The 8,172-nt window shown below is 43.6% G+C and carries 9 protein-coding genes and 1 tRNA gene; 6 read left to right on the top strand and 4 right to left on the bottom strand.

What is annotated here, in order from left to right; translation table 11 throughout:
* Positions 1 to 233: 233 nt before the first annotated feature.
* Complete coding sequence (locus O9300_RS02825; protein ID WP_287969917.1) at positions 234 to 629, top strand: hypothetical protein; 396 nt, start codon at positions 234 to 236, stop codon at positions 627 to 629.
* A 207-nt stretch (positions 630 to 836) separates the two neighbouring features.
* Positions 837 to 1,937 (top strand): 3-dehydroquinate synthase, encoded by a 1,101-nt coding sequence (gene aroB, locus O9300_RS02820; protein WP_287969919.1) that lies wholly within the window; start codon positions 837 to 839, stop codon positions 1,935 to 1,937.
* On the opposite strand, the gene O9300_RS02815 is transcribed toward aroB, so the two are convergent.
* A complete protein-coding gene (locus tag O9300_RS02815) occupies positions 1,914 to 3,050 on the bottom strand; it encodes a geranylgeranyl reductase family protein (RefSeq protein ID WP_287969915.1) in 1,137 nt (378 codons plus the stop codon). The two genes, aroB and O9300_RS02815, sit on opposite strands and share 24 nt — an antisense overlap.
* Before the next feature lie 239 nt (positions 3,051 to 3,289).
* Between O9300_RS02815 and O9300_RS02810 the strand changes: the two genes are divergently transcribed.
* Both O9300_RS02810 and O9300_RS02805 read left to right on the top strand, forming a co-directional pair.
* Positions 3,290 to 4,474 (top strand): AAA family ATPase, encoded by a 1,185-nt coding sequence (locus tag O9300_RS02810; RefSeq protein ID WP_353851538.1) that lies wholly within the window; start codon positions 3,290 to 3,292, stop codon positions 4,472 to 4,474.
* On the top strand, positions 4,474 to 5,064 hold the full coding sequence (locus O9300_RS02805; protein WP_287969912.1) for a DUF4276 family protein: 591 nt from the start codon (positions 4,474 to 4,476) through the stop codon (positions 5,062 to 5,064). Before O9300_RS02810 ends, O9300_RS02805 begins: the two co-directional genes overlap by 1 nt.
* A 215-nt stretch (positions 5,065 to 5,279) precedes the next feature.
* Here O9300_RS02805 and O9300_RS02800 read toward each other — a convergent pair whose 3' ends face one another.
* Positions 5,280 to 5,672, bottom strand: coding sequence for a DUF4278 domain-containing protein (locus O9300_RS02800; protein ID WP_287969911.1), 393 nt, complete (start codon positions 5,670 to 5,672; stop codon positions 5,280 to 5,282).
* 154 nt (positions 5,673 to 5,826) lie between these two features.
* The gene (locus O9300_RS02795) at positions 5,827 to 6,225 is read right to left on the bottom strand and encodes an FHA domain-containing protein (protein ID WP_147072426.1); all 399 of its coding nucleotides are present in this window, start codon (positions 6,223 to 6,225) and stop codon (positions 5,827 to 5,829) included.
* Positions 6,226 to 6,547: 322 nt separating this feature from the next.
* On the opposite strand from O9300_RS02795, the gene O9300_RS02790 reads away from it, so the two are divergent.
* Both O9300_RS02790 and O9300_RS02785 read left to right on the top strand, forming a co-directional pair.
* The gene (locus O9300_RS02790) at positions 6,548 to 6,694 is read left to right on the top strand and encodes a hypothetical protein (protein ID WP_287674240.1); all 147 of its coding nucleotides are present in this window, start codon (positions 6,548 to 6,550) and stop codon (positions 6,692 to 6,694) included.
* A 21-nt stretch (positions 6,695 to 6,715) separates the two neighbouring features.
* Entirely contained in the window at positions 6,716 to 7,801 is a 1,086-nt protein-coding gene (locus O9300_RS02785) for an AI-2E family transporter (protein ID WP_287969909.1), read from the top strand.
* A gap of 83 nt (positions 7,802 to 7,884) precedes the next feature.
* Here the strand turns inward: O9300_RS02785 and O9300_RS02780 are convergent.
* Positions 7,885 to 7,957: transfer RNA gene (locus O9300_RS02780), tRNA-Gln, on the bottom strand.
* Between the last annotated feature and the right edge of the window lie 215 nt (positions 7,958 to 8,172).

Raw genomic sequence — 8,172 nt, 5'->3', positions numbered from 1 at the left:
TGTGTGTCCCACAGTATTTAATTGTTTTTCGCTCTTACCATGTGGACTTACGATGAAAGCTTTTGTACCAGTGATGGTTAGAGATTTAGGGATTACGGAGTGTCGCTTGTTTCCTGCGTTCCCAAAGTCAACGACTCAATTTAATGCTAACATAAAGTCGCCCTAAAGGGCGAGGTTTTCAACCCAAATTTTCGATAATACTTCATCAGTGACTCCGTTTTAGAGAGGCGATCGTGCAAATTACGCTCAAGGAAAGAATCGAATCCATACAGGTGGGGAGTATCTCGGCGCTGGCTTTCCTGGTTCCCTATCTGCTATTTTTAATTGTTGATCGACTATTGTTAGGGGAATCGCTCACAGTAATTGGCGCTTTTGTCAAGATATCCGGGGCGATAATTAGCGGATTTCTCTTTGGTGTCACCTATCGTTATGTCGTCCGTAACGATGATAATCCCCATCTCAAAGATGGTACAGTGGCAGCTTTTGCCCTAGTCCGCGGCCTAGTTCCCCTACAATTATCCACAGACTTGATCGCTGACAGTGGGCAATTAAGTCTCTTTCTGGGAGAGAGCTTTATCTGTTTTTTATCCTCTCGTCTGCTGTTAGAGTTGACTAAGCTGCGTCAATAACCGATCATCTTTTTGGCTATCGGGAGTCAGGAGTCGGTCGTCAGGAGTCGGTCGTCAGGAAATAGGGTGATAGGGTTTTGGGGTGATAGGGTGATGAGACAGCTTCCCCACTTCCCCACTTCCCCACTTCCCCACTTCCCCACTTCCCCATTCCCCCACACCCCACACCCCACACCCCACACCCCACACCCTACTTCCCCACACCCTATGGCTATTTGTATTCCCGTTAATTTACCCGATCGCTCCTATAATATTCTGATCGAGAAGGACAGTTTAGCTAATCTCGGTGCAGAAATGAGCCGGTTAAACTTAGGTAAAAAGGTTTTATTGGTTTCTAATCCCGAAATTGTTGACTATTACGGACATACAGCCGTTAATTCCCTAGAAAAAGCGGGCTTTGTCGTTTCTACTCATCTGATCCCCGCCGGCGAAAATTATAAAACCCTCGATTCGATCGCCCAAGTTTATGATAGCGCCCTCGCTCACCGGCTGGAACGTTCCTCGACTATGGTTGCCCTCGGTGGTGGTGTAATCGGGGATATGACGGGATTTGCGGCAGCCACATGGTTACGGGGCGTTAATTTTGTCCAAGTTCCCACCACCCTGTTAGCCATGGTAGATGCTTCCATCGGGGGTAAAACTGGTGTTAATCATCCCCAGGGCAAAAATCTGATCGGGGCGTTTTATCAACCGAAATTAGTTCTGATCGATCCTGACGTGCTTAAAACCCTACCCGTGCGAGAATTTCGGGCAGGAATGGCAGAAGTGATTAAATACGGTGTAATTTGGGATGCTGAGTTATTTCAACAGTTAGAAGACTCGGACAATTTAGCTAGTTTTTCTCAGATCGATGGCGAGCTATTGCAAACAATTATTACAAAGTCTTGCCAAGCTAAAGCAGATGTGGTAAGCAAAGACGAAAAAGAAGCGGGTTTGCGGGCGATCTTAAACTATGGTCACACGATCGCCCACGGCATTGAAAGTTTAACGGGATATACTAGCGTTAACCACGGGGAAGCGGTGGCCCTGGGGATGGTGGCGGCAGGAGCGATCGCTGTTAAACTGGGAATGTGGACCGCCGGGGAAAATCAACGTCAAACCGATCTAATCGAAAAAGCCGCCTTAGAAACCCGTATTCCGCCTTTAAATGCCGATGAGATGGTAAATGCTCTCACTGCCGATAAAAAGGTTAAAGATGGCCAAGTTAGATTTATTTTACCAACGGCGATCGGCCAAGTCACCATTAGCGATCGAGTCACCCCCACCCTGGTGCGTGAGGTGTTATCACCAACCGAATCCGGGCAGTAAACGCTTTTTCAATTGTTGCATCGCTTGTTCCGTAACATCCCGGTATTTTAAATCTCCCACGAGAATACGTCCCATCAGTTGACCGGCGATCGGCCGTTTAACGGCGACATTGTAAGCGATTTGGGTAAATTGATAGAATAAACCAGCTAATTTGGCTGCTAAAGCCATATCTTCCCCCCATTCTTCCCGAATTATCCGACTATAGCCCGCTAAAGCCCGATTATCTCCGGCTAAAGCTCGATCGATCGCCTCGGCTGCCTTAACTCCCGTCAAAATTGCCGGACGGATACCCTCACCGATGAGAGGATCGAGAATACCCGCCGCTTCTCCTGTAATTAGGGCATTTTGGGCGTGTAGCGGTTGATTTCCGTTCCAAAGGGCTAAAGCATACTCACTATAGCGATAATCCTCTAAATTCCAGCCCTTTTGACGGGCATAATTTAACAGTTGTTTTTTTAGCTCCTCGGATTTGATGCTGCCCTTAAAACAAGCGCCGCTAATTGTGTAACCATTAGACTTGGGAAAAGCCCAGATATAGCCATTTTTTAGGGAACCAAAATCAAAAAAAGCTTTTTGGGGGGGAATAGTCGCTTCTGCGTTAGTAATTTCCAGAGTAGCACCGAGCGCTTCGTTTTTCGCCGGTAATCCTAACCAGCGACTGGTACTGCCCCTAACACCATCGGCAGCAATCAGATATTTACCTGAAAATGTTCCTTGGGATGTGGTAACTTGCCAGTGATCTTGGACGAATTTGATCTGGGTAACTTCGCTGTTATCTTGGATGGTTGCCCCGACTGCGATCGCCTGTTGACCTAAAAAATCATCGAAATGATCCCTTTGTACCATCCACATCGGTTCTAGCATATTTAACTTAGTGGTGGCGGCATCCCCCTGTTTCCAAGTAAACTGTACTTGCGTGACGGTATTCTCAATCACGGGGGTAAAGTCAAAATCAAACCACTGCTTAATTGCCGGGGATACCCCCCCACCACAGGGTTTATAACGGGGTAATTTAACTTTATCGAGGATTAGGATCGATCGTCCCTTTTTAGCTAGATGATAACCCGCCGTCGCTCCTGCTGGTCCCGCACCGATGATAATACAGTCAAACATTTGTACTAATTTAAGTCGTTGAACAAATTTATAGACAATTTACGCTATTTTGGGCAACTTGTGTTGAGTCTGGTGAAGCTAAGACGGGATTCTGTGATTGTTGAGCTTGCTTCTCTAGTTTCTAGCTGATTTACCCCCCAATTTCCCAGAGAACCTAATCTCTGGCTTTTTTGGCTAATTGATCAATCTTCACCTGATCAATCGTATAATCAAAAAAAATATAATGACTCGATTATATCATGAAAATTGTTTCTATTAAAATAAAAAACTATCGTATGTTTAAAAATATACACATAAGAGATATTCCCCCTTTTTGCGTGATTATTGGAGCTAACGGCACGGGAAAATCTACTCTATTTGATATTTTTGGGTTTCTGCGAGATGCCCTTAAAAACAACATTCGCCAAGCTTTACAAATTCGCGGCGGTTATAGAGAAATTATCACTAGAGGTCAAGAACAGGAAGATATTGAAATCGAGCTGCAATTTCCCATGAAAATCTTAGATACAGAACGTCTGGTTACTTATATACTTATAATTGGACAAAACAATAATCGTCCCGTTATCAAACGCGAAATACTTCGCTATAAACGGGGTGAACACGGTGCACCTTTTCATTTTTTAGATTTTAAACTTGGTCAAGGATATGCTATCACCAACGAAGAAGATTTTAGTAAACCGGATAAAGAACTCGATCGAGAAGAACAACAGCTAGAATCTAACGACATACTAGCAATCAAAGGATTAGGACAATTTCAACGTTTTAAAGCCGCTACAGCCTTTCGTTCTCTGATTGAAAATTGGCACGTTTCTGACTTTCATATTAGCGAAGCTAGAGGAAGTCAAGAAATATCTTATGCTGAACACTTATCCACCACCGGCGACAATATAGCTACAGTCGCTCAATATATTTATCAACAATATCCCAAAATTTTTCAGCAAATTCTCGAAAAAATGAAACAACGAGTTCCGGGTATTTCCTCTGTGGAAGCAAAAGAAACCGAAGACGGTCGCTTGATTTTACGTTTTCAAGATCAGGCCTTTAAAGACCCTTTTATTGATCGCTATGTTTCTGACGGGACTATGAAAATGTTCGCTTATTTAATATTACTATTCGATCCCAATCCTCATCCCCTACTCTGTGTCGAAGAACCAGAAAACCAACTTTATCCTACTTTATTAAAAGAACTAGCCGAAGAATTCGCCCACTATAGCGATCAGGGGGGTCAGGTATTTGTTTCTAGCCACTCCCCCGATTTTATCAATGCGGTTCCACTAGCTAGTATTTTCTGGCTAATTAAATCCCAAGGTATCACCCAAATCCATAGGGCTGCCGATAGCGAAATCCTCAAAAACTTAGTAGCGGAAGGCGATTTACCCGGCTATCTTTGGAATCAAGGCTGGTTTAAAGGAGTAGCACCATAATGAACTATGATATCGTATTTTTGCTAGAAGAGTCATCTATAAAAAATGTGTTAGAAGAACTTTTGCCTAAGCTTATTCCCCCAGAAATCAGCTATATATGTATTAGTCATCAAGGCAAACAAGACCTAGCAAAATCTATTCCTATAAAACTCAAAGCTTTCAATAAATCTAGTCCCAATACCAAATTTATTATTGTTCACGATCAGGATTCCCACGACTGTCAAAAACTCAAAAAAGACCTAGGGGAAATTTGTCAAAATGCCAGTGATGCTCAAGTCTTAATTCGGATTATTTGCCATGAATTAGAATCTTGGTTTCTGGGAGATTTAGCAGCGGTTGAAAAGGCGTATAATTTAAATAGTCTCGGCCAAAAACAAAATAAAAGTAAATACAGAGAACCGGACCTGCTTAACTCGGCCAAACAAGAATTAAAAAAGCTAGTGAAAGAGTATTATGCAGGAACCCACTCTAAACAGATTGCCCCCCATCTTTTCCTAACTGAAAATAAATCCCGTAGTTTTAAAACTTTTATCCAAGGTATCAAAAATGTTGTGGAAATGATACAACGCCCCAATCCGAACCCGAACTAAAATAGACCTCGACCTAATATAATTAAAAGCTTGTAAACTCCTAACTAGAGTTGGCTGAAAAAATCTAAAAATCTTGTTGGATAATATCTTTAGGTTTTTTTAAAATCAAAAAGTGCCGGCCCTGGGAGTGAGCGGGGGGAAGATTTAGGCATTTTTGCGCCCAAAAATATTCCCCCCAGCAAAACCGGGGGGAAAGTGGTAAAAAAACTGCTAATCTAGCAGTTTAAGGCTAAGTCTTGGGATTCTTTTTTCAAGAGATTAACGAGGGTTTCGTCACCATTCTCTTGAGCGATTTGTAAACGACGTTCCAGACGACGACGAATATTGTTCAGATGGATGCTAGAAAGGGTTTCCTCTTGGACAACAACAGGGGGTTTGACAACGGGCAACGGACAAGTGTTTGGGGTGACTTGCCCAGCAAGATGAGGACGGGTGCTGTAGGCAACTCCACGATACTGACGATGCAGTTTCGGCTCTAATTGGAGCATATGGCGAGGATAATGGTGATTCCAGTGTTGACCTCGGTATTTACCCCCGATATCTCCAGTATTCATCTCCAAGGGGAGAGAATCCCTTTCGTACTTAACTCCTCGATAGGCTAACGTCATATCACCGACTCCCTGCAATGCTTTAAAGTGACTTTAATCCCCCTTGTCGTCCCTATATAGGGACAACAAATGAAAAGATCTTATTGATTATTCTGTATCTATTTTTACATTTTGTTAGGGAAATTGAAAAAACTTTATAAAAATTTAATATTTTCTAGCTGGCGATAGTATCCTTTTCTGGCTGGATTTGGTCGCCCACCAAAGGAGCCTCTAGGGGTTTGAGGATTAATTTTGGTTGCTCGTCCTCATCGATGAGACGAATTTGAATTTGCGGGCCAGGGGCGGCTAAACGAACCACCATACCATCGACGACGGCGGTTTTCTCGATCGGTTTGCCATTGACAAACGTCCCATTTGCCCCTAAATTTTCCAATTCCCAATCATCGTGCTCATTATGGCGGATTTCTAAGTGCCGCCTCGAAACCACAGCACTATAGAGAACTACATGATTATCCAGCGCCCTGCCGATGAGAATGGTTGATTGATCATTGTCAAATTGCCAATGTTGTAGGGGCGTGGCCTGGCTGGGGTGTAAAAGAGTTAAAGTGATCACGGTGACTATTTGCGGCACGATAGGGGCGGTGGACAGGGTAAATCTTATTTGCTGTCAAGATTCATCCTGGCCATTAAGTCTTAAGTCCTAGCAATGAAAATCTCTAGTTACTTGACTAAGCCTTTTCTTTCTATTGTCTCACACTTTCCTGTTCCCTCTGAACCGACCTCCCCCAGAAAATCTAGCCACTTCGCCCTAGTATTAATAAAACTGATGGGGTATGATTTCCACATTTTGAGCAATTTTTACCCTCTTCAGGGATAAGATAGTGCTTGTGTCACCTAAACATTGATCTATGAGCGGCTTGATTATAAAAATAATCTTGATATCGGCTTTCATTTCCCTGGGAATTAAATATCTTGCCCCTTTATTATCGATCGCTCCCAGTCCTCTTAACACTTTAATTCTGGTTTTTACTCCTTTTCTGCTCACGGTTTTTGCCCTCTGGAGACGGACAATAACTGATTAGGAATTTTTCTCCTTACTCATCATGACTTTTGGCAGCAGCCTCGGTTTAGTTCTGTTAGTCTTTTGTCTGTTGATTCTCTGGCAGATTCGACAGATTCTCTTATTATTATTGATGGCGATTCTTCTGGCTCAGATTTTAAATTTGGCTGTGACTTGGTGGCAGCGTCATCACCTCAAGCGTTCCTACGCCCTAATTATCACTCTTTTTGGCTTCTTTATTGGTATTATCGGTATGTTTGTGGGGATTATACCCGCTTTAGTCCAACAATTTCGCCAATTATTTAGTTTATTACCCCAAGCTATAGAAAGACTCTGGGGACAAGTCCATAGTCTTGAGGATTATCTCGATCCTAGTCTGGCCAGTGTCTTACCGGACTTTAAAACACTGCTCGCTCAATTACAACCCCTGATTAACCAAATTGCTGGCCGGGGTTTAAGCATTTTTTACGGTACTTTCGGCATTATCCTCAGCTTACTGCTAATTGTTGCCCTGGGCTTGATGATTCTCGCCGATCCTGCCGCTTACTACCGTTGTTTTCTGCGTTTATTTCCTGCTTTCTACCGTTCTAGGGTACGATCGATCCTAGAACAGTGCGATCGAGATTTAAAAGCTTGGCTGAAAGGGATTTTCTGTCATATGTTGATTATGACCTTGGGCAGTTGCCTGGGTCTATCCCTGATCGGCATTCCCCTCGCTTTTTCCCAATCTATTCTCGCGGGATTTCTCACCTTTATCCCCAACCTCGGGCCAGTTTTAAGCACGATTTTACCCTTTTCTATCGCCCTTCTGGAAGCTCCCTGGCAACCCTGGGCGGTTTTACTACTCTACAGCAGTATTTATCTGTTAATTCAATATTTCGACCGTCATTCACCGCTGCCCATTTTAACAGTGCGGTCGCTCAAGCTCTTACCCGCTTTTACCCTGTTGGCCCAGTTGTTTTTCGCCTCGATTTTTGGCTTTTTAGGGCTATTTCTGGCGGTTCCCCTGACGCTTATCGGTCGTATTTGGCTAAAGGAAGCTTTGATCGAGGATATTCTCGATCATTGGCGGATTGGGGATAACGGAGGCCGGGGGCCGGAGGCCGGGGGCAGGAGGCCGTTTTTGTAACGGGGATTTATGCCCCGCTCCAAAAACTTTTCGCCTTAAAAGGCGAGGTTTTAGACCTGATTTTTTCGATAAAAATTTTTAAACTGGGGATCTAGGATTCGAACCTAGGAAATGGCGGGACCAAAACCCGCTGCCTTACCGCTTGGCTAATCCCCATTGGACAAACCTTTTTAATATTAGCATTTATCTCCCTGGTTTTGTCAAGAAGTTTATAAAAATTTTTTACTTAGGGTTTGCGGCAAAAAGTTTTTCGTGGGGTTTGGGGTTTGGGGTTTGGGGTTTGGGGTTTGGGGTTTGGGGTTTGGGGTTTGGGGTTTGGGGTTTGGGGTTTGGGGTTTGGGGTTTGGGGTTTGGGGTTTGGGGTTTGGGGT

Source organism: Microcystis sp. LE19-195.1E, assembly GCF_027532095.1.
In the GTDB taxonomy this organism is placed as follows: domain Bacteria; phylum Cyanobacteriota; class Cyanobacteriia; order Cyanobacteriales; family Microcystaceae; genus Microcystis; species Microcystis aeruginosa.
The sequence above is the reverse complement of the archived record's forward strand: the minus strand, read 5'-3'. Positions and strand labels throughout refer to the sequence as shown.